General features: G+C 65.7%; 17 protein-coding genes. 7 read left to right on the top strand and 10 right to left on the bottom strand.

Going from position 1 to position 20321, the window contains the following annotated elements:
* Positions 1-116: 116 nt before the first annotated feature.
* From ACFE7F_RS06215 to ACFE7F_RS06195, 5 genes are all read right to left on the bottom strand, one after another.
* Positions 117-1544 carry an aldehyde dehydrogenase family protein gene (locus ACFE7F_RS06215; protein ID WP_375402982.1) on the bottom strand — a complete coding sequence of 476 codons (1428 nt, stop codon included), beginning with the start codon at positions 1542-1544 and terminating at the stop codon, positions 117-119.
* On the bottom strand, positions 1541-3067 hold the full coding sequence (locus tag ACFE7F_RS06210) for an AMP-binding protein (RefSeq protein ID WP_375402981.1): 1527 nt from the start codon (positions 3065-3067) through the stop codon (positions 1541-1543). The genes ACFE7F_RS06215 and ACFE7F_RS06210 overlap by 4 nt, the downstream gene beginning before the upstream one ends.
* 2 nt (positions 3068-3069) lie before the next feature.
* A complete protein-coding gene (locus ACFE7F_RS06205; RefSeq protein WP_375402980.1) occupies positions 3070-4194 on the bottom strand; it encodes an NAD(P)-dependent alcohol dehydrogenase in 1125 nt (374 codons plus the stop codon).
* 110 nt (positions 4195-4304) lie between these two features.
* The gene (locus tag ACFE7F_RS06200; protein WP_375402979.1) at positions 4305-4796 is read right to left on the bottom strand and encodes an SCO family protein; all 492 of its coding nucleotides are present in this window, start codon (positions 4794-4796) and stop codon (positions 4305-4307) included.
* Positions 4793-6316, bottom strand: a complete 1524-nt coding sequence (locus ACFE7F_RS06195) for a hypothetical protein (protein ID WP_375402978.1) — start codon at positions 6314-6316, stop codon at positions 4793-4795. Before ACFE7F_RS06195 ends, ACFE7F_RS06200 begins: the two co-directional genes overlap by 4 nt.
* A gap of 213 nt (positions 6317-6529) precedes the next feature.
* Here ACFE7F_RS06195 and ACFE7F_RS06190 point away from each other — a divergent pair, with 213 nt between their 5' ends.
* The 7 genes from ACFE7F_RS06190 (at position 6530) to ACFE7F_RS06160 (ending at position 15645) form a co-directional block, all read left to right on the top strand.
* A complete protein-coding gene (locus tag ACFE7F_RS06190) occupies positions 6530-6829 on the top strand; it encodes a putative quinol monooxygenase (RefSeq protein WP_375402977.1) in 300 nt (99 codons plus the stop codon).
* Positions 6830-6994: 165 nt separating this feature from the next.
* Positions 6995-9262: a TonB-dependent receptor gene (locus tag ACFE7F_RS06185; RefSeq protein ID WP_375402976.1), complete on the top strand. Its 2268-nt coding sequence runs from the start codon at positions 6995-6997 to the stop codon at positions 9260-9262.
* A 69-nt stretch (positions 9263-9331) separates the two neighbouring features.
* On the top strand, positions 9332-10441 hold the full coding sequence (locus ACFE7F_RS06180) for an NAD(P)-dependent alcohol dehydrogenase (protein WP_375402975.1): 1110 nt from the start codon (positions 9332-9334) through the stop codon (positions 10439-10441).
* 115 nt (positions 10442-10556) lie between these two features.
* Positions 10557-11306, top strand: a complete 750-nt coding sequence (locus ACFE7F_RS06175; RefSeq protein WP_375402974.1) for an SDR family oxidoreductase — start codon at positions 10557-10559, stop codon at positions 11304-11306.
* Positions 11307-11362: 56 nt separating this feature from the next.
* Positions 11363-12277, top strand: coding sequence for an SDR family NAD(P)-dependent oxidoreductase (locus ACFE7F_RS06170; protein WP_375402973.1), 915 nt, complete (start codon positions 11363-11365; stop codon positions 12275-12277).
* Positions 12278-12488: 211 nt separating this feature from the next.
* The gene (locus ACFE7F_RS06165) at positions 12489-14726 is read left to right on the top strand and encodes a TonB-dependent receptor (RefSeq protein ID WP_375402972.1); all 2238 of its coding nucleotides are present in this window, start codon (positions 12489-12491) and stop codon (positions 14724-14726) included.
* A gap of 85 nt (positions 14727-14811) precedes the next feature.
* Entirely contained in the window at positions 14812-15645 is an 834-nt protein-coding gene (locus ACFE7F_RS06160; RefSeq protein WP_375402971.1) for an HpcH/HpaI aldolase/citrate lyase family protein, read from the top strand.
* A gap of 378 nt (positions 15646-16023) precedes the next feature.
* On the opposite strand, the gene ACFE7F_RS06155 is transcribed toward ACFE7F_RS06160, so the two are convergent.
* The 5 genes from ACFE7F_RS06155 to ACFE7F_RS06135 all read right to left on the bottom strand — a co-directional run.
* Positions 16024-17268, bottom strand: a complete 1245-nt coding sequence (locus tag ACFE7F_RS06155; protein WP_375402970.1) for an adenosylmethionine--8-amino-7-oxononanoate transaminase — start codon at positions 17266-17268, stop codon at positions 16024-16026.
* A complete protein-coding gene (bioD, locus tag ACFE7F_RS06150; protein WP_375402969.1) occupies positions 17265-17888 on the bottom strand; it encodes a dethiobiotin synthase in 624 nt (207 codons plus the stop codon). The genes ACFE7F_RS06155 and bioD overlap by 4 nt, the downstream gene beginning before the upstream one ends.
* Positions 17885-19006, bottom strand: a complete 1122-nt coding sequence (locus ACFE7F_RS06145) for an 8-amino-7-oxononanoate synthase (RefSeq protein WP_375402968.1) — start codon at positions 19004-19006, stop codon at positions 17885-17887. Before ACFE7F_RS06145 ends, bioD begins: the two co-directional genes overlap by 4 nt.
* An 81-nt stretch (positions 19007-19087) precedes the next feature.
* Positions 19088-19459: a hypothetical protein gene (locus tag ACFE7F_RS06140; protein WP_375402967.1), complete on the bottom strand. Its 372-nt coding sequence runs from the start codon at positions 19457-19459 to the stop codon at positions 19088-19090.
* Positions 19456-20321 (bottom strand): biotin/lipoyl-containing protein (locus tag ACFE7F_RS06135; protein ID WP_375402966.1); only part of this gene is annotated, 866 nt, incomplete at its 5' end. The genes ACFE7F_RS06135 and ACFE7F_RS06140, both read right to left, overlap by 4 nt.

The raw sequence follows: 20321 nt of genomic DNA, 5'->3' as shown, positions 1-20321 counted from the left end.
GCCGCGACCGTGATCATGCGATCCTATAGAGTTGGTTTCGGGCAAAGGCATATTCCGCTCAAGCGATAGTGGGGATGATGTAAACAGACCTGTGACGACCGTCGTTCCGGGGCGGATCAGGCCGCCCGATTTGTGACGATCGTCTGCGAATTGGTATATTCGCCCAGGCCCTCTAGCGCGTTCTCGATGCCGATGCCGGACTGCTTGTGACCGCCAAAGGCGACGTGGGGGGAAAAGGTGTGGACCTCGTTGATCCACACCGTTCCCGCCTCGATCCGCTCGGCGACTGCCCGGGCCGCGTCGATGTCTTTGCCCCAGACCGATGCGGCGAGCCCGTATTCGGTATCGTTTGCGCGCGCGATCACATCGTCCAGGTCGCTGAATTTCAGCAGCGGAAGGATCGGTCCGAATGCCTCCTCGACCACCACCGCACTGTCCTCGGGTGGATTGTCGACAATGGTGATCGGCACGAAATAGCCCTTGCTGTCCGGAATGTCGCCACCGGTGAGGAACTGGCAGCCATCGCGTTTCGCGTCCGCCAGCATCTCCTTCAGCTTGTCGAACTGCATCCTGTTCTGAATCGGGCCCAGATCCGTCCCCTGATGCGACCCATCGCCGACCTTGACCGTTCCCGCATAGGCGACCAGCGCACGCGACAGCTCGTCGTAAATATCCTCGTGGATATACAATCGTTTAGCCGCGACGCAGAATTGAGACGAGTTCTGGAACGCCGCCCAGAACAGCTCCTTGGCGGTCTTCTCGATATCGACGTCGGGTAAGACAATCGCTGGATCATTACCGCCGAGCTCGAGCGTGATCCGCTTCAGGTTGCCCGACGCGCTTTCCATGATCTTGCGACCGGTGGCGGTTGATCCGGTGAAGCTGATCTTGCTCACGTCGGAATGCCGGGTCAGCCACGCGCCCAAGTCGTTGCCGCCCGAGACCACATTGAGCACGCCCGGCGGTAGAATGTCGCGCAACAACTCGCCGAGCTTGAGCGAGCATAGCGGCGTCCAGGGCGACGGCTTCAGAACCATGGTGTTGCCCGCGACCAGCGCGGGGGCGATCTTCCAGATCGCAAGAAGAACCGGAAAATTCCAGGGCGTGATCGCGCCGACTACCCCCAACGGCACGCGCCGCGTCTCGACGGTGCGCGTGCCGCTATCCTCGGCCATATGCACGGCAAGTTCCTGCGTCGCGATCTCGCGGCACCAGATAGTCGAGCCGCCGATCTCCCATTCCGACCCGGCGCGCGCCTTTCCCTGTTCCAGAGTCAGGAGGCGCATGAAATCTTCCGAATGGCGCTCGATCGCGTCGCCGATCCCGGCCACCAGCGCCTGCCGCTCGGTCAAGGGCCGCCTGCTCCAGCCGACGAACGCCGCCTTGGCCGAGCTCACCGCCCGGTCGAGCTGTTCCCTGCTCGCGTCGGGCGCCGTCGCGATCACGTCCTCGGTGGCGGGGTTGATCACCTCGAAGCTCGCCTGAGAGGTCGCGGCCTCGCCGTCGATGGTCATGGTATAGTTGCTAAAGAAGTCGATGGTCATGGCAGGGCTCCCTGGCCGGAAATAGCGGATGCGTCCGGCGCGGTGAGCGCACGACGCATGATCTTGCCCGAGCTGGTACGAGGCAGGTCTTGGACGAAGTGGACAGCGCGCGGTACCTTGTACGCCGCCAAGTGCGATCGGCAGTGCGCGACCAGCGCCTCGACAGTCACTGTGGCACCGTCGCGCGGTACGACGAAGGCGTGGGCCAGTTCGCCTTTCTCCTCGTCGGGAAATCCCGCCACCGCGACCATCCCGACATCGACGTGCATGGCGATAACCTGTTCGAGCTCGGCGGGGTAAATGTTGTAGCCTGCGGTCAGGATCATGTCCTTCTTGCGGTCTACGATGAAGAGATACCCATCCCCATCGCGGGTCGCGATGTCGCCCGTGAGCAGCCAGCCTTCGGAGTCAAGCGCCTCGGCCGTGGCGTCCGGACAGCGCCAATAGCCGGTCGTCACCAGCGGACCGCGTACGGCGAGCTCGCCCGGCGCGCCCCGCGCGGCCTCGCGGCCAGGATGCTCCAGGTCGCGCAGGCTCACCTGCGTACCGGGGAAAGGAAGACCGATCGAGCCGTGACGCGCGGGCCAGTAGGGCGAGTGCGACGTCGCGGGACCGGCCACTTCGGTCATGCCCCACAGCTCGAGCACGGGGCAGCCCAGGCGCGCCGCCGCCGCGTCGAGCTTGGTCGTCGGCATAGTCTGGCCGCCAACCGTGCACCGCGTCAGTGACGAGAAGTCGGTCAGGTCCATCGCAGGATGAGCGAGCATCTGGTAGTACATAGTCGGCACGCCCTCGAAGAGCGTGATGCGATGTTGGGGGATCGCGGCAATCGCCCTGCCCGCATCGAAGCGCTGCGGGCAGACCAGGCCGGCGCCGGTCAGGAAACAGGCGTTCATCACCACGTTGCCATAGACGTGCGGAAGAGGAAGCGCCGAATAGACCCGGTCGTCCGCATGGCGCACATGGATCGTCGCGGTGTGAGTGACGCTGGCCATGACGTTACCATGGCTCAGCATGACGCCCTTGGGCTTGCCCGTCGTGCCAGAGGTATAGCTGATCGCCAGCAGGTCGTCCGGTGCCGTCGTCGCAGGCGCTAATGGCGCCGCTCGGGTCAGATCGTCAAACGGAACCGTTCCCGGCGCGCCGCCCGGCGTGACCACAAAACCGACCGGCGCGTCAAACAGCGCCTGCGCCTCGTCCGGCACGATCAGCGCGAGCGCGCCGGCATCCTGCGCCATGTACCGCACCTCTTGCGGCGTCAGTAGGATATTGGTCGGGATCACCACGGCTCCGATCCTGGCGATCGCATGATAAGCGACGACCCATCGCCAACCATTAGGCAGATACAGGACGACGGAAGCACCCCGCTCGATGCCCTGTGACGCAAGCCCTCCCGCGAACCGTGCCGCCAGCGCGTCGATCTCGGCGAAGGTGAACGAGCGCTCGTCCGGGATGATCAGCGCCGTCGCCGAGCCCCGGAGCGCGGCCGCCCTGAACGACAGATTAGAAAGCACGCCGCTCATCGTCATGCGGGGCGAATGGAGGGATCGGGAAGGAGGATCGCCTTGAGCACTTCTCCGCTTTCAGAGGCATGGACTGCGTCCTCGATCTCGTCGAGCGAGTAGAAACGAACCAGCTTGTCGAACGGGAAACGGTCCTGCCGCCAAAGTTCGATTAGCTGCGGAATGAAAATGTCGGGGATGCTGTCCCCCTCGATGATCCCACGCACGGTTCTACCGAACAGGATGCCGTTCATGTCGAGGGCGATCTCCGTTCCCAGCGGCGCAACGCCGATCACGCCGCAAACGCCCGTCAGGCGCAGGCTGTCGACCGCCTGGCGGACGACCTGGGGCAGGCCGGTGCACTCCAGCGAGTATTGCACGCCCTCGCCGCCCGTCAGCGCCTGGATCGCCGCCACCGGATCGTCAGCGCCCGCGTTCACGGTGTGGGTCGCGCCCAGTTCGCGCGCCAGCGCTAGCCGGTCCTCGTTCAGGTCGACGACCACGATTACCGCGCAGCCCGCGACGCGCGCGGCCATGACTGCCGCCAGACCGACCGAACCCGCCCCGAACACGGCGATGCTGCTTCCCGCACCGGGCTTGAGCGCGTTGATGACGGCACCCGCGCCGGTCTGGATGCCACAACCCAGCGGACCCATTAGCTCGACGGGAACGTCCTTGGGTATCCTGACGGTGTTCCGTTCGGTCGCCAGCGCTAGGTCCGCGAAGGAACTCTGCGCGAAGAAGTAGCTGCTGACCTCGTGGCCGTGGCCGTCCTTGCAGGGGTGGCTGCCGTCGGGGCGGGTGCCGGCGAAATTGCGACCGTAGAGGTCGGGGCAGTAGCCGTTCAGGCCCTTCTGGCAGTTTGCGCACTGGCCGCAGCTGGCGTAGCTGAGCACCACATGATCGCCGGGCGCGACCTTTGTCACGCCCGGCCCGACCCGCTCCACCACGCCCGACCCCTCATGCCCCAAGACGGCCGGCAGCGGGGTCGGGAAATACTGGTCCCTGACCACGAGATCGGTGTGGCACACGCCGACGCCAGCGATGCGGACCAGCACCTCGCCGGGTCCGGGCTCCTCGAGCGAGAGGGCCTCGATCCCGAACGCGCCGCCCTGGGTGCGGACGACCGCGGCCTGAATGTCGATCATGAAACCGTCCTCATCCCTTGACCGCGACTCACCGGAATCGAAAAGTCGCGCGTTTTTATGTTGTCGTTTTCGATGGCTCGACCTGTTGATCGCCGCCGTGCGGAGATGCTCTATCGGATCGCGGCGGCCATGCGCCGGGCGACCTCCTCATCGTCCAGCGCATCAATGAAGTGGTCCAGATGCTCGCCGTCCGGATTCATGAGATAGGCGATCGCGCTGTGCGGCACGACATAGCCGTCAGGCGCTTCGTCATCGCCCTTGAACTCGGCGAAGACCCGGAAAGCCTTCTTCGCGTCCGCAATCCGATCCTCCGCGCCCGTCAGTCCCAAAAACCGCGGATGGTCGCGCTCCAGATACGCCCGCATGACCGCCGGCGTGTCGCGCGTGGGGTCGACGGTCACGTAGAGAGCCGTCACCCGGTCCGCCTTCTCCCCCAACGCGTCCAGGACCCGCGAGAGCTTGCCCAGCGAGCGGGGGCAGACGACCTTGCAATTCGTGAAGCCGAAATAGACGAGAAGGTAGGATCCGGCGAAGTCAGCCTCCGTGACCGACCGACTGTGATGGTCGACAAGGCTGAAGCTCGCGACCGGAGCCGCCGTCACCATTGCAGCACCACCGTGGCGCGGTCACGGTGGTGGAACGAAAGCGTCAGGCCGGTCGCCGTGCGCTCAACGCCACCCTCGATCAGCTCGCCGTCCACGACGACCTGCGGCAGGTCGGCCCCGTCCGGCGCGCGGATGCCAAGCCGGATCGTCCGTCCGGCGGCTAGGGTCCCCAAGGTAAGGGCGAGTGCGTTGCGGTCCGGATCGAAAATCGCGCGCCGCACGTCCAGATCGTCGGGCAGGTCGATCAACGCCGGCTGGGTGAAATGGTCCTCTCCGAGCGGTTCGGTATACAGCTTGTTGAGGCCGTCCTTCACGTTGAGCCGCGCATAATGCAGCAGCGCGTTGCCTGCGGCGGCGTCCATGCCGATGAAATACCCGTTCTCATCAAAATTCGCGTCGCGCCGCTTGTAGTAGAAGCCGCCGTCCTGCCAGGCTGGATTCAGCATCAGGTCCGCGTAACCGAGCAGGCCGTCCAGCGTTTCCGCGTCGCCGACCTCCGACGCTGCGCAGGCGCCCCACGCCATGTCGATGATCGGCAGGAGCACCTCCTCGCCTCGATCGGCGGGCACGTCATGCGGCCTGATCCATTTGGTCCCATTCGGTCCGTCGAGCAGGAAACGTTTCATCAGGATCGGATACTGTCGCTCGACGATCTCCGGGTTCCAGCTATGGAGAAGCGTCATCAGCCAGCAGTTCATCTGTGAGTTGTCGATCGTCACCGGCTGGCGGGAGTTCGACATCACCAACGTCTTGAAGTTACCGACCTCATCAACCATCCCAAATTCTTTCCAGGCGGCGACATACCCCTTCTCCGCGTCGCGTGCCAGCGATCCTCCATAGACCAGGTCGTGCATCCGGAACCCGATAATGCTGGGTTGGTTGCAGATCTGGAAGATCAGACCGGGCTCGCACGCGACGCCCAGGAACCCCTGCTCGGCCATTTGCCAATAGATCAGGTCGGTGAGCTGCTTCTCGTCATACTCAAAAGTGTAACCGCCCTCATGCCAGTACAGCGTCTTAAGGCGGAGACGAAGCGACTTGGGCTGTGCGTATTTGTCGTCGCGGAACAGGTAGTGGTACATCAGCGCCATCGATTGCAGGTAGGCGCTGTACATAATGTTGTCCTTGGCCACCGGATCCCATTGGCGGGGAAGCGGGCCAAGGTCCTTGTTGGCCGGACCCATGCCGGTGCTGGCGTCCGTCCAATAGTACCAGACGTCGGGATGCAGCAGCTGCTTGATCAGGCTGTCGAATGGCTGCTTGAACACCCCCGGCGCGGCGGGCAGGCGGTGGACATGCGCGAGCGCCAGCGCGTAGGACATGTAGCTGATCTGGAACCTGAGCGCGCTGAAATCCTCGCTCAGCACGATGTCCCGGCCCATCATGCCCGACCAGTCGCCCGGCAATTGGCGCGAAAGGTTAACGATCCGCCGGATCGCCCCCGTCTGCAAATCGTCGAGCTCGGGCGTCCGATCGACCCATCTCGTGTCGATCCTCTCCTGGGTCGCAACGGACATATCCTGCTCCTCTCGTCTTTTCCGTGTCGTCCGGCGACGCTTGCGAGCCGCCCGCGGTTGACATCATTTTTCAGACTGGACAGTAATCGTCAATATAAGTGATGCTGGCAAGGGGTTTTTGATATTGGGAGAGCAAGCCTTTTCTAACGCGGTGTCGCCGATGTTCTCAGGCGACGGGGAGCGCCGGGCACCGCTCTCCACCGAGAAAATGGGATGACCGACGGGACGATGCGCGTGCTGGCCCATTTCGAGGTGGTGCCGGACCGGGTGGATGAGTTCAAATCCTTGATGGCCGGCGTGCGCGACGCGACCAGGGCCGAGGAAGGTTGCGTCCGCTACGAGCTGCAGCAAAGCGTCGACCGGCCGTATTTGTTCGTGTTCGTGGAGGAATGGCGGTCCGAGGAGGACATGGCCGGTCATCTCGCGACCCCTCACATACGGGCGATTGCGCCTCAATTGCAGAGCATGTTGGCCTTACCGCCCAGGGTCGATCGGTACAGGGCGGTCGGCTGACCATCAGCAATGCGGCTGAGTTCCGCATTTGCACAAGTATGATCCATCTTGACGGTATATGTTCACTCCATCATATCGTCGGCGCGACGCGGAAACGGTCGGGTTTATCCCGCGCCTTTGTCGTCGGCCAGGCGGACAAACCGCCGGTCCCAGGAGAGGAACGTCATGAAAGTGTTTTTGTACGCCACGACGATGATGTCGGCATTCGTGCTCGAGGGCGTGGGTCGGGCGCAGCAGGCGGACGCGGCGCAAGCGCAGCCTCCCGCGACCGCCGAGCGGCAACAGCCTGCAGTCGTCACGGACCAGGAGCCCGCCGCCGCCGCGACCGCGGGGCAGCAGCCCGGCGACTCGGCGCTGCAGGATATCGTCGTGACGGCGCAGCGGCGGTCGGAGAACCTTCAGGACGTGCCCATCGTCGTCAGTTCGGTCTCGGGCGACCGGCTCAAGGACTCGGGGATATCCAACCTGGCGCAGATCAGCACGCTGGTCCCCGGCCTGACGCTGCGCCAAGCCGCCGGTTCCGTCCAGACCAGCATCCGCGGGGTCGGGTCGTCGATCAACGGCGGCGAGAACACGGCCGCGATTTATATCGACGACGTTTACCTCCCGCTGCAGCGCGACGGGCTGCGAGAGCTTCCCGACGTGGAACAGATCGCGGTCCTCAAGGGGCCGCAAGGAACGTTGTTCGGCCGCAACGCGACGGCCGGCGTTATCCAGATCACGACGCGCGAGCCGACCAAGGATCTGACTGTCACCGCCGACGCGACGGTGGGCAACTACGAAACAGTCCGCTTCAACGGCTTCGTCTCCGGCGGCCTGAGCGAGAATATCAGGGCCAGCTTGTCTGCACAGTACGAAGAACAGGGAAAGGGTTACGGCCGCAACCTCATCACCGGCGGCGGCGCATCGCAGCTGCTGCATTCCTTCGCCATACGCGGCAAGCTGCTGTTCGAACCGACCGACCAGACCAGCATCACGCTCGCGGGCGACTATCTGGATCGGGACGCGAACCTTCACGCACTGCACCCGACGCCGGGCACAAGCTTCGTCCTGCCGCTCGGGCCCCTGGGAAGCCGGCGCGACTACTATTCGAACGTGAATTCCAACTTCAAGCTCGAGTCGGGCGGCGGCAGCCTCAAGATTGAGCATGAACTGGACTTCGCCACGGTCAAGTCGGTCAGCGCCTATCGGCAAAGCACCGCCAGGAACATCTTCGACGCGCTCCCACAGGGCATCCCCGCGTTCTATGTGGAGTTTCCGCGCTCACCGGCGAACAGCTTCTCGCAGGAACTGCAGTTGAACTCGAGCCCGGGTTCGGCCTTCCGGTGGTCGGCGGGGGCGTTCTATTTCCGCGCTAGGGACGCGAACCGGCCGCAGAACCTCATCTTCTTCCCGTCCCTGATTCCGGGTTCGACCGATCCGTCGGTGCCATCGCTCACGATCGAGACGTTCGGCAGGGAGCGAACCGAATCGGTGGCAGGTTACGCGCAGGCCGACATCGACCTGACGCCGCGCACGACGCTGACGCTCGGCGGGCGTTTCACCTACGAGAAGCGTCGTGTCCGCGGCCAGACCAACCTTCAGCTGTTCGGCGGCGTCACGGTCCCGGGTGAGGAGGTCGCGCAGTCGACCACAGCGAACAAGCCCACATGGCGCGTAGCGTTGAACCACGAGTTCGATGACGACGTGATGGTGTACGCGTCCTATAACAGAGGCTTCAAGAGCGGCGGGTTCAACATCGCGAGCCCCGCGGCACCGGCCTACGAACCGGAACAGCTCGACGCTTACGAGGTGGGCATCAAGTCGGAACTGTTCGACCGCCGGTTGCGCCTGAATATTGGTGGATTCTATTACGACTACAACAATATTCAGGTCACGCAATTCATCGACGGCGGAAACCTGATTAGCAATGGCGCGAAAGCCCGGCTCTACGGTGTGGATGTCGACCTCTTGGCGCGCCTAACTAGCAAGCTGACCCTTTCGGGCGGCCTGTCAATCGTCGACAACAAGTTCGTCGAATATCTCAACGCCCTGGGTGCCACACCCAATGCGTTCCCGCCCGGCGGCACGACCCAGGCGGCGTTCGACGCATCAGGCAACCGGCTTCCCGGCGCACAGAAGTACACCGCCAACCTGCTTGCCGATTACGTAACGGACGCTTCGTTCGGCAAGCTAAACTTCAACGTTACTGCGAATTACAACGGGAAGCTGTTCTTCGAGCCGGACAATTTCATTCGTCAAGACGACTATGTGATGCTGAACGCGTCGGTCCGGCTGACGTCGCTCGACGGGCGTTACAGCCTGACCGCCTGGGGCAGGAACCTGACCAACGAGCTGATCGTCACCGGAGGCGCGACGCTCAGCTTCGCGTCGCTTGTCGCCTATGAGGCACCCCCGCGGATCTACGGAGTGACGGCCGGCTTCAGGTTCTAGGACCCGCCGACGTGGGTAAGCATCGGCGAGGCCGGACGGCCCGAAGCGATGGGGGAAGGTGATGAGGTCATGAGGGAAGTTCGCGCGGCGGTTCTCCGGCAGGCGGGAGGCCCGTTCCGTATTGAACCCGTGCGCATGTCCTCGCCCCGTCCGGACGAGGTGGTCGTCCGTATCGTCGCGACGGGCATGTGTCATGCGGACATACTTGTTCGTGACCAGGAGGTCGGGCCACCGCTGCCGATCGTCCTAGGCCATGAAGGCGCGGGCATCGTGGTCGAGCGCGGTGTCGATGTCGACGGGGTCGAGATCGGCGATCATGTGGTTCTCAGCTTCGCCTTTTGCGGAGCGTGCGACCGCTGTCTGTCCAGCGAGCAGGCCTACTGCTACCATGCTTTCGCGATGAACTGGTCCGCCACCGACCGGCGCGGGCACAAGGCGCTGCACGACGCACATGGCGAGCCGCTTGGCGACCACTTTTTCGGGCAATCGTCCTTTGCGACCTACGCGACGGTTAATCAGCGCAGCGCGATCCGCGTGCCGAAGGACGCGCCGCTTGAGCTGTTGGGTCCGCTGGGATGCGGCATCCAGACCGGCGCGGGCGCGGTCATGAACTCGCTGCGGGTAACGACGGGTAGCAGCTTCCTGTGCCTCGGCGCGGGTGCCGTGGGCATGAGCGCGTTGCTGGCGTCAAGGATTTGCGGCGCGGGCCGGGCCATCGTGGTCGACGTCGTCCCGTCCCGCCTCGATTTGGCAATGGAGCTCGGCGCGACCCACGCCGTCGATGGACGAGAGCCGGATACGCCCGCGAAGATCCTCGAGCTGACCGGGGGCGGCGCGAACTTCGTCCTCGATACGACGGGCGTGTCCGAGGTGATATCGATGGGTATCGAGAGCCTGGCGCCGCGCGGAACGATCGGCCTAGTCGCGGGCATCGGCGGCAGGAAGGCGGAGTTCGACGTCACCCGGCTATTTTCGGGTGGGCGCACGATCAAGGGCATCGTCGAAGGGGACAGCGTCGCCCGAATCTTCATCCCCCAACTCGTAGAGCTTTATAGGCAAGGGCGTTTCCCCTTCCACCGGCTGGTCCGGTACTACGATTTCGAGGAGATCAACCAGGCCGCCGAAGACAGCGTCAACGGCACGGCAATAAAGCCGATCGTGCGGATGGCGGAGGCGTGACGGTTGTGATCACCCGATGGACGTGGGGGTCGTCCTGGATCCCCGGTCCGTACCGCCGTCCCCCGACCCGGGTGGCATCGCCCGACGTTCCCACCAAACACCAAGGAATTCCAAAATGACCGATCTCAGCGAGCAAGTCGCCGTCGTGACCGGCTCCAGCCGGGGCCTGGGACGGGCCATCGCGCTTCGGTACGCCGCGCTGGGCGCCAAGGTTGTCGTCAACTACGCTTCCGGGAAGACAGCGGCGGACGACACGGTCCGCGCGATCGAGGCGGGGGGCGGAACCGCCATCGCCGTGCATGGCGACATGTCGCAGTTGTCCGACATCGAACGCCTATTCACGACGGCGGTGGCGCAATTCGGTAAGGTCGACATCGCGGTCGCCAACGCCGGGATCGAGGTGATCGATCAGGCGATCGCGGACGCCACCGAGGAGCAATTCGACCGCCTGTTCGCCCTGAACACCAAGGGCGCGTTTTTCACGCTTCAGGCGGCGGCCCGCCATGTCGTCGATGGCGGCCGCATCATCTTCATCGGGTCGAGCACGACGGCGTTCGCGCTGCCGGGACTGGGGCTGTATGGGTCCAGTAAGATGGCGCCGCGCTACATTGTCGAGGTGCTCGCCAAGGAGATCGGCCACCGTGGCGTCACCGTCAATTCGATCATCCCGACCGCGACGCAAGATGCGGGCGTATTTTCCGCGGGCGACAATGCCGAAGGGTTCGCCTTCATCGAGGAGATGCGCCCGATCAAGAACGGCGCGACGGTCGATGCGGTGGCCGACGCGGCGGAATATCTCGCTGGGCCGTTGTCGTCGTTCGTGAGCGGGCAGCACCTGCTCTTGAGTGGCGGCCTGCACATCTAACCCGGCCATGCCGCATCGACGCGGCCGGAATCGCACGATAGCCAAGGAGAGCATAGATGCGCGACTCATCCCTGATCGGCCGCGTGGCGATCGTCACCGGCGGCGCACGGGGCATCGGCCGGATCCTGGCGCTCGCGCTGGTGCGCGCGGGCGCGCAAGTGCTGATCACCGCGCGCTCGCCGGCCGAGATCGACCGCACCGTCGCTGATGCCCGGAGCCTGGCGGCGGGCGCGTGCAAGGGCATGGTCGCCGACGTCTCGGAGCGGCGGGATTGCGAGGCGACCGTCGCGGCGGCCGAACGCCTGTTCGGACCGGTTGGGGTGCTGGTCAATAATGCGGGCGTGGGCCCGGGCAGCTTGGTGCCGCGCGACGCCGCCGGCACGAGCGACCGGTTCATGGATCCCGACCCGGCGAAACGGCTGCGCTTCTGGGAAACCGATCCTGACGCCTGCGCGCGGCTGATCGCGACCAATCTGAGCGGCGTCTACCAAATGTCGCAGGCGGCTGCGGGCGCAATGGTCGAGCGTGGTTTCGGAAGGGTCGTCAACATCTCGACCTCGGTACCCGTCATGCGGATGCCGGGATTTAGCCCGTATGGCCCAGTCAAGGCGGCGGTCGAGGCGTCGACGCTGGTGTGGGCGCAGGAACTCGCGGGCAGCGGCGTCACCGCCAACGTCCTGCTTCCTGGCGGCCCCACCGACACGGCGTTTATCCCCGGCGGCGATGTGGGCGTCCGCGCGCCCGTCTTCGCCGCCGGCAAGCAATCGGCCGGGCTGGAGGGCACCAACGTCAACCGGTTTCTGTTGCCGCCCGAGATCATGGCCCCGCCCATGCTGTGGCTGGCGAGCGACGGGTCCGCCGAGACCAGCGGACGCCGGATCGTCGCGCGCGACTGGGATCCGGACCTGCCCGTGGCGGCGGCCGCGGAACGCGCGATGCAGCCGCGCTCGGCGGCCACCGTCGTGATGTAGCCGCCGATCACCGGCGCCGCGACTTGGGAAAGGCGCCGTTGCCGTCGTTCATTGAGCTGCCAAGATTGATCCGCTAAATCTATCAAACCTTCTCATATTGCAATTTGCTGCTTGTGTGCGGCTAATTTATGCCGGTTCCAAGGCAAAGATGCAGTTGGCCCGCACCACCCGATCAAGGGCGGGTAGGCCTCCAACGCCGGGGAGAGAGATGATGGGGAAAGGTATCCTGCTCGCGGGTCTCATGTTCTGCGGATCGCTTCCGTTCGCAACCGACGCCCGCGCGCAGGCGGTCGATAATCCGGCGTCGGAGCGCGCCGCCCGCACTGGGCCGTCAGCGGATGCGGGGCAAGCCGTCGGAACCGACACCGCTCAGAGGTCGGACACGCTGGAGGAGATCGTCGTCACCGCGCAGAAACGCGACGAGAACCTGCAGAGAGTGCCGATCGCGATAACCGCCCTGCCTGCGGCCCGCCTGGAAAGCGTCGGCGTGACGACGACGCAGAACCTGGCCGCGGCGCTTCCGGGCCTCCAGTTGCTCAACGTCCTCAACCAATTGTCGCCGCGTATCCGTGGCATCGGCAGCAGCTTCGCATCGCCGGGGCTGGAAAGCCCCGTGGCGACGTATGTCGACGGGGTATATTACGCCAGCGGATCGGACCTGGTGCTGGACTTCGCCGACGTTTCGCAGGTCGCGCTGCTCAAGGGACCCCAGGGGACCCTGTTCGGCAGGAACGCGACCGGCGGCGTCCTGCAGATCACGACGCGGGACACCACCGACGAGTTTCGCGCCACCGTGCTCACCTCCATCGACAATTACGAGACATGGCGGTCGAACGCCTTTATTTCCGGCAGGCTGGCGGCCGGCGTGGCGGCCAGCCTGTCAGCGTCCTATACCCGGCAAGGCGAAGGGTATGGCACGAACGTCGCCACCGGCAACGACACCTACAAGATCGATGACTCGTTCTCCGTACGTGGCAAGATCAGGTTCGAGATCGGCGACCGGACCACTATTCGGCTACAGGGGGACTATTCCGAACATTCGGGCGCGCAGGCGCCGAATTTCCAGACCTTTCCCGGACGGAGCTCGGTCTTTCCCTCGCCGCAGCCCAGGCGAAAGTGGGACACCAACAAATTCCACGACACCGTGAACGAATATCAGGGAGGCGGCGCCTCCCTGACGGCGGCGCACGAATTCGGCTTCGCGACCTTGACGACCATTTCGGCATTTCGGCGGTCGACGCCGCTTGCCGAGTTCACCAACATCCCGTCGGCGACCCCGACGGCCATCGTGCGCCTGGACGACATATCGGAGCAGTTCACGCAGGAGATCCAGCTCGTCTCGCCTTCTTCCGGGCGCTTCACCTGGACGATCGGAGCGTATTACTTCGACAACACCGCCGTATCCGACTTCACGATCGACAATTTCGGGAGCTTTGCGGTCCCGTTCGCGCGGCTGCTGTTTCCCGCGCGGCAGGAGACGAGTTCGATCGCGGGTTTTGCGCAGGCGACGTACCGCCTAGCCGAGAGCACCCGGGTGACCGCCGGTTTTCGCTACACTGACGAGAAGCGCGAGTTCGCGGCGCAGTCGATCGGCCTATCGAGCGCGACTGGGGCAAGATTGGTGCTGTTCAACTCGGGCGACCAGAAGATAAGTTTCGCGAAACCCGCATGGCGTTTATCACTGGACCAGGATTTGGTGGAGGACATCCTGGGCTACGTGTCGTATAATCGAGGGGTCAAGAGCGGCGGCTTCAGCGTCCGCGCCGCGGCCAATCCGGCGTTCAACCCGGAACAGCTCGATGCCTACGAGGCGGGCGTGAAGAGCGAGCTGTTCGGGCGCAAGGTACGGCTGAATGTCGGCGGGTTCTTTTACGACTACAAGAACATCCAGGTGCCCATCTATACCGGTACGCAGACGCTCATCCTGAACGGTGCCGAGGCCCGGATCTACGGCGCCGACGTCGACGTGGAAGCAAGGCTGACGGATCGGCTCCGCGTCAATGCGAGCGCGAATTACCTGCATTCCCGCTTCAGGGATTTCCCGAACGCCCCGTTCGCCGTTCCGAGACTGGGCAATCAAGGCGCGGTGCTGTCGACCAGGAGCGCGGAGGGTAGGACCCTGCCGAACTCACCCTCGCTGACCTACACGTTGGGCGCCGACTACACGATCCCCAGTCCGATCGGCGAGTTCTCCCTGAATGTGAATGATAGCTATAACGACGGCTTCTTCGCCGAAGTCGACAACATCCTGCGCCAGGGGAGCTACCATTTCATTGGGGCATCGATCAGGTGGCAATCGCCCGATACTCGCTATTCGGTGAGGCTGTACGTCAACAACCTCCTGAACGAGGCGGTCTTCAGCCAAGCACTCTCGGCGAACGCCGCCTACCTCGCCGATTATTCGAATCCGCCGCGCATCATCGGGGCATCGGTACAGGTCGCGTGGTGATATACGGAGAACGCCCGACCGGCCGCATGACGCGAGCGGCCTCGACGTCGTCAGGGACCCAGTCGTCGGTAAGTGAACCGCGGGCATGAGAACCCGGTCCCTATTGTTCGTCCCCGGGGATCGCCCCGAGCGCTTTCCCAAGGCGGAGGCAAGCGGTGCCGATGCGCTGATCCTCGACCTGGAGGACTCGGTCGCGCCCGAAAGGAAGCCCGCCGCGCGGGCCGCTATCGCGCGGTGGCTTGCCGGTGCACGAACGGTCCCGTGCCTCGTGCGCATCAATCCGCTAAGTGGCGGCGAAGCGCGGGCCGATCTGGACGCGGTGCTCGGCGCCAGGCCCGACGGGATCATGCTGCCCAAGGCGGAAGGGGCCGCCTCGGTCTACGCGCTGGTCGACATGATGGGCGGGGTCGGGCCGCCGATCCTGCCAATCGCGAGCGAGACGCCGTCCGCGGTATTCGAGCTCGGCAGCTACCAGCAGGTGACCAACGCGCTGGCCGGGCTGACCTGGGGCGCGGAGGACCTGCCCGCCGCGATCGGTGCCAGCGCGTCGCGCAACGCCGACGGCAGCTACACCGCGCCCTACGAGATGGTACGCGCGCTGACGCTGTTCGGCGCGCACGCGGCGGGCGTACCCGCAATCGAGACCGTCTTTCCCGACATCGCCGATATCGCAGGGCTCGCCGCCTATGCGGCGCGCGGGCGGCGGGACGGCTACTCGGGCATGATGGCCATCCACCCGGTTCAGGTGCCGATCATCAACTCGGGTTTCAGCCCGGGTGCTGCGGAGATCGCGCATGCCCAGGCAATCGTCGACGCGTTCGAGGCGAGCGGCGGGGCCGGAGCGTTGAAACTGGACGGCAGGATGGTCGATAAGCCGCATCTCGACCAAGCGAGGCGACTTCTCGCCTCTTTGCGCTGAGCGCCGCGCATCGGAAGATGCGGCTTGGGACATCGGTGGAACGGACCCGACCTTCATTGCGGCCGGCGCGGCTTGTGGCCGATCAGCCAGCGTCAGATCTCGGCCGGGGCCACCCGACCTCCTCGCCGTCCAGATCAGCCGGTTCGTGCCGGAAGTTGACAAGACACTGGGCACCGTCCGCCTCCCCGTCGCCTGACTCGAGCAAGCACCACACCTTCGCTGATCCAACCCGCCGATGAGCGTAAGCGCTAAGCCGGTCCGCGGCACGTTTCTAAGCCGTGTTCCTCCTGTAGGCTCAGCGGCATAGGCAACAAGGGGGCCGCGCACCGAGCTATCGACTACCGGAATGGTCAGGACCGGCTGACGAGTCGCAACGGCTCAGACCAGCGCACAGGCATCCTCGATCGCCTGGTAGACGCGGCCCAGCTCCGCGTCACTGATGCAGTAGGGCGGCATGACGTAGACCGTGTCGCCCAGCGGCCGCAGCAGCACGTCCCGCGCTGCGAAGAAAGCGAGCAGCCTGGGTGCCAAGTCGGACAGGTAACCCCGCCCGCCGCCAAGCTCCAAAGCGACAATCGTGCCCAGCCGGCGGGCGCCCGTCACCGCCGGATGCGCAGTCAGCGCGGTGAAGTAGTCCGCCTGACGGCGGCAAAGGTCGGCGACGCGCTCCATCACCGGCTCGTCGCGCCAGATCGCCAAATTGGCGTTGGCCGCCGCGCAGGCGATCGGATTGGCGGTATAGCTGGACGAATGGAAGAACATGTGCGCGCGATTGTCGCTTAGGTGCGCCTCGTAGATCGGCTCGGTCGCCATCGTCACCGCCAGCGGCACGGCACCGCCGGTGAGCCCCTTGGAGAGGCACAATATGTCGGGAACGACGCCGGCCTGCTCGCAGGCAAGGAGCGTGCCGGTGCGGCCCCAGCCGGTCATTACCTCGTCGGCGATAAACAGCACGCCGTGCACGGCGCAAATACGGCGCATCTCGGCCAGGGTCATGGGCGGGTAGGTCAGCATGCCGCCGGCGCCCAGGATCAGCGGCTCCACAATAAAGGCGGCCGCGCCGTCGCGGCAGGCCCGCTCCAGCGCGTCCAGCGTGTCCTGCTCGCGGCCGGCGGGAAAGGGGATCGTGCCCACGTCGAACAGCAGCGGCTGGTAGGTGCGGTTGAATACGCCGCGCGCGCCCACCGACATCGCCCCGATCGTGTCGCCGTGGTAGCCGTGCTCCAGCATCAAAATGCGGTGGCGCGGCTCGCCCCGGTTGAGCCAGAAGCCGAGCGCCATCTTCAGCGCGACCTCGACGCTGGTCGACCCCGAGTCGGAGAAGAAGACGCGCGTCAGCTCGGCAGGCATGATCGCGCGCAGGCCCGCCGCCAGCTCCTCCGCAGGTTTGTGCGTCCAGCCTGCGAAGATGATCTGGTCGAGCCTGCTTGCCTGCTCGGCGATCGCGGCGGCAATGCGCGGGTTTGCGTGCCCGTGCGTCGTCACCCACCAGGACGAGATTGCGTCGACAATCTCCCGTCCGTCCGCAGTGTGCAGGATCGCCCCCTTCGCGCGCGCGACGGTCGGGATGGGCTCTCCCAGGCCGTGCTGCGTGAACGGGTGCCATATGGAAGACGCGCTCACCGAAAGTCGCCGATGCGGAAATGATCGGCGAACGCCGCGTGGAGCACCTTCGGCGCGAGGCGGCCGAGGCGTGGTAGGCGACCGAGCCGCTTCGCGCCTCCGAGCGCGGCGATGGTGGCCTCGCTGTCCTCGTTCGGATCGCCAACGAACGCCACGCCCAGGACTGGCACCCTGCGGGCGTGCAGCGCCTCCAGCGTGAGCAGACTGTGGTTGATCGTGCCTAGTTCAGTGCGCGCCACCATGACGACCGGGTGCCCCCAGCGCTCGAACAGGTCGGCGTAGAGGATTCGGCGCGTGACTGGGACCAGTGCCCCGCCCGCTCCCTCGACGACCAGCGGACCCGGCGCGACCGGTGGTGTCAGGCGCTTGACGTCGATCTCCACCCCGTCCAGCTCGGCCGCGCGGTGCGGCGAGCAGGGCGTCGCCAGGCGATACGCCTCCGGCAGAACCCGGTCGGCGGGCACCCCCAGAGCGGCGACAGCAGCCGCGTCGCCGCCGTCTTCCAGCCCCGATTGAACCGGTTTCCAGTATCGTGCGCCGAGTGCGACCGCGAGCGCGGCGGAGAACACGGTCTTGCCGACCCCGGTATCAGTTCCCGTAACCACGACCGTCCCCGTCACGGCAGCTCCTTCAACGCACCGGCGAGCGCCGTCACCGCAGCCTCGTCGACGTTCAGCGTAATGGAAAGGCGCAGGCGCGCCGTGCCCGGCGGCACGGTTGGCGGGCGGACGCCGCGCACGTCGAAGCCGCGGGCCTGCAGCGCGGCTGCGGCCTCCATCGCGCGCCGGTCCTCGCCTAGGACAAGGGGCTGGATCGGCGAGGCTGTGGTGGGTAGCCCGAGGCGGGCGAACTCGCGCCCGGCGTGTTGGATCAACGCGCTCAGCCGCTCGCGGCGCTCAGGCTCGTCACGCAGGAGGAGCAGTGCCTCGCGCACCGCCGCCGCGATCAGCGGTGAGGGCGAAGTGGAGAAGATGAACGACCGCCCGCGATTGATCAGGAAGTCGCGCGCGATGGACGAGCCCAGGATCAGCGCGCCCTCGCAGCCCAGCGCCTTGCCGCAGGTGCGGAGCGTCAGCACGTCCGGCCTCCCCTCCAGCCCGGCCGCCAGCCCCCTGCCCTCCGGCCCGAACACGCCTGTTGCATGCGCCTCGTCGATCAACAGCATCGCGCCCTCGCGCTCCGCCACGGCGACGAGATACTCCAGCGGCGCGCGGTCGCCATCCATGCTGTAGAGGCTCTCTACCGCAAGCCAGGGCGTCCCCGCACCGCCGCGACGACGCCACGACGCGATCGCGTCGGCGGCGGCGTCTGCATCATTATGCGCGAAGCCGATGCGCTCGGCACGGCTGAGCCTCATGCCCTCGTGCGCGCTAGCGTGTATGAGGGCATCGTGGATGACGAGGTCGCCGCGCTGGGGCAGCGTTGCGAATAGCAGCGCGTTGGCGGCGTAGCCGGTCCCCATGAACAAAGCGGCTTCCGCGCCGAAAAAGCGCGCTGCCTCCTCCTCCAGCAGCTCGTGTTCCTCCGCGTTGCCGCGCAGCAGCCGCGATCCGCCGGAGCCGATCGCCACTCCCCGCTCGAGCGCATCGGCGACGGCGCGGCGCAGCCGGTCTGACCCGGCCAGCCCGAGATAGTCGTTGGACGAAAAGTCCAACCCCCGCCGGGCAGCCAGGACGCGGAGACGCCCCGACCGCTCGAGCGAGCGCAGACAGTCTTTGTGGAACTCCAGCACGGCCATCGTCCGGCTGCGTAGCGGGCCGGCGACGCCCAGGCGAGAGAGGAAGGAGCGCGTCGCCGGCCCAAGTGCTCCTCGGTCACGTCAGGCAGCGAACTGGTTGGTGGCGTCGTGTGCGCCGCGGGCCTTCAGCGCCGCCAGGCCGCCGAGACCCGCCCCATCGCTTTCTTGGAGGGTGCCAAGCGTGTAGTGTAGGACCGCGATGATGGGATTGAGCGGGATCGGCTCACACGACCCTATCTGGGCGTCGTGCCACCCGCAGCCGGCGGCATAGCGAATCGTGACCATGTGATCGACGAAAACGCGACTGAAGCCCGGGCTCAAGAGGGGTCGCGCGCGCTCGCCGGGCGGGGTCGGCGCGGGGTGTCGCCATATCTCGAACGTGAGGTCAGCGTCGTGCGGCGGCGTCGCCGACCTGGTCGGCGCGGCGCGCGCTGCCGTGAGCGCATCGTTCATGCGTCTTCTTCCCGCTCCACCCTAATTAGCATGGTGCCCTCGGCCACCTGCCCGCCGGCTTGCGCCGACAACTCCGCCACTACGCCATTGAAAGGCGCGAGCAGGCTGTGCTCCATCTTCATGGCCTCCAATGTCACGAGCTTTTGCCCGGAAGCCACACGGTCGCCTGCGGCCACGTCCACGGCGATGACGCGGCCCGGCATGGGCGACAGGATCGCGCCATCGGCGGCTCCGCCCGCTATCGTGCCAGACGCGCGCCAAGGCATCACTTCCCAGGTCTGCCCGCCCTCCATAATGAGCAGGCTGTCTAACGCCTCGGTGCCGACTGCCTCGGCGCCGTCGAAATCCACTGCGACGCGCTCGCCGCCGACGGATAACCAGCTGGCTAGGCAGGGCGCGGCGTTAAGACGGAAGCCGGCGATGGGTCCCGGCCGCGCGAGCGCGGCCGCCGCCTGGACTAATGTCTCGTCGCGCGGCAGGGCGGGCGGCATGAGGACGTCGCCCTCGCGCGCGATCAGGCCAGTGTCGAGTTTGGCGGCGACGAAAACAGGGTGGTCCAGCGTTTTCACCAGGAAGCCGGCGTTGGTGTGCAGCGGCCAGACCACCGCGCCGTCCAGCGCGTCCACCAAAGCATCGCGCGCTTTCTCTCGCGTCTCACCGTGCGCGATTACTTTGGCGATCATCGGATCGTAGAAGGACGTGATCTCCGCGCCCTGAACAACACCCGTGTCGACCCGCACCGCCTTCCCCAGGTCGAACGCGTCCAGCCGGCCGATCGACGGCAGGAACCCTTTGGCCGGATCCTCCGCATACAGCCGAGCCTCCATCGCCCAGCCGTTCATCGCCAGCTCCTCCTGCCGCT

Source organism: uncultured Sphingomonas sp., from assembly GCF_964235535.1.
Classification (GTDB): domain Bacteria; phylum Pseudomonadota; class Alphaproteobacteria; order Sphingomonadales; family Sphingomonadaceae; genus Sphingomonas.
Note: the sequence above shows the minus strand (reverse complement) of the source record. Positions and strands in the feature narration are given on the sequence as shown.

Coding starts and splice junctions, on each gene's coding strand:
- ACFE7F_RS06160 (WP_375402971.1), top strand. CDS start 14,812: ATGAGAACCCGGTCCCTATTGTTCGTCCCCGGGGATCGCCCCGAGCGC.
- ACFE7F_RS06205 (WP_375402980.1), bottom strand. CDS start 4,194: ATGATCGACATTCAGGCCGCGGTCGTCCGCACCCAGGGCGGCGCGTTC.
- ACFE7F_RS06170 (WP_375402973.1), top strand. CDS start 11,363: ATGCGCGACTCATCCCTGATCGGCCGCGTGGCGATCGTCACCGGCGGC.
- ACFE7F_RS06190 (WP_375402977.1), top strand. CDS start 6,530: ATGACCGACGGGACGATGCGCGTGCTGGCCCATTTCGAGGTGGTGCCG.
- ACFE7F_RS06195 (WP_375402978.1), bottom strand. CDS start 6,316: ATGTCCGTTGCGACCCAGGAGAGGATCGACACGAGATGGGTCGATCGG.
- ACFE7F_RS06175 (WP_375402974.1), top strand. CDS start 10,557: ATGACCGATCTCAGCGAGCAAGTCGCCGTCGTGACCGGCTCCAGCCGG.
- ACFE7F_RS06145 (WP_375402968.1), bottom strand. CDS start 19,006: ATGGCCGTGCTGGAGTTCCACAAAGACTGTCTGCGCTCGCTCGAGCGG.
- ACFE7F_RS06140 (WP_375402967.1), bottom strand. CDS start 19,459: ATGAACGATGCGCTCACGGCAGCGCGCGCCGCGCCGACCAGGTCGGCG.
- ACFE7F_RS06185 (WP_375402976.1), top strand. CDS start 6,995: ATGAAAGTGTTTTTGTACGCCACGACGATGATGTCGGCATTCGTGCTC.
- ACFE7F_RS06180 (WP_375402975.1), top strand. CDS start 9,332: ATGAGGGAAGTTCGCGCGGCGGTTCTCCGGCAGGCGGGAGGCCCGTTC.
- ACFE7F_RS06215 (WP_375402982.1), bottom strand. CDS start 1,544: ATGACCATCGACTTCTTTAGCAACTATACCATGACCATCGACGGCGAG.
- ACFE7F_RS06165 (WP_375402972.1), top strand. CDS start 12,489: ATGGGGAAAGGTATCCTGCTCGCGGGTCTCATGTTCTGCGGATCGCTT.
- ACFE7F_RS06210 (WP_375402981.1), bottom strand. CDS start 3,067: ATGAGCGGCGTGCTTTCTAATCTGTCGTTCAGGGCGGCCGCGCTCCGG.